The 278-nt window shown below is 59.7% G+C and carries 1 protein-coding gene; it reads left to right on the top strand.

What is annotated here, in order from left to right:
• On the top strand, window positions 1-278 hold a 278-nt coding region (locus QN347_RS19805; RefSeq protein WP_323494396.1), incomplete at both ends, for a VIT1/CCC1 transporter family protein.

The following is a 278-nucleotide window of genomic DNA, read 5'->3' as shown; positions in this document are numbered from 1 at the left end:
ACCCTGATCGCGGCCGTCGCTGCGCTTGTGGCGGGCGCAATGTCGATGGCAGCAGGTGAATATGTCTCGGTGAGCTCCCAACATGACACCGAACAAGCCGATCTTTCTCGCGAACGCGCCGAGCTCAAGGCGGATATCGTCGGTGAAGGAGAGGAACTTGCGCAAATATACCGTGAGCGTGGCGTCGACGATGCGACTGCCCATTTGGTGTCGCGTGAACTGATGGCCAAGGACGCGCTCGGTGCACATGCGAGAGACGAGCTGGGAATTACCGCAAC

The sequence above is a fragment of the Sphingomonas sp. 10B4 genome (assembly GCF_035019905.1).
GTDB lineage: Bacteria > Pseudomonadota > Alphaproteobacteria > Sphingomonadales > Sphingomonadaceae > Sphingomonas > Sphingomonas glacialis.
This window is presented reverse-complemented; position numbering and strand designations above follow the sequence as displayed.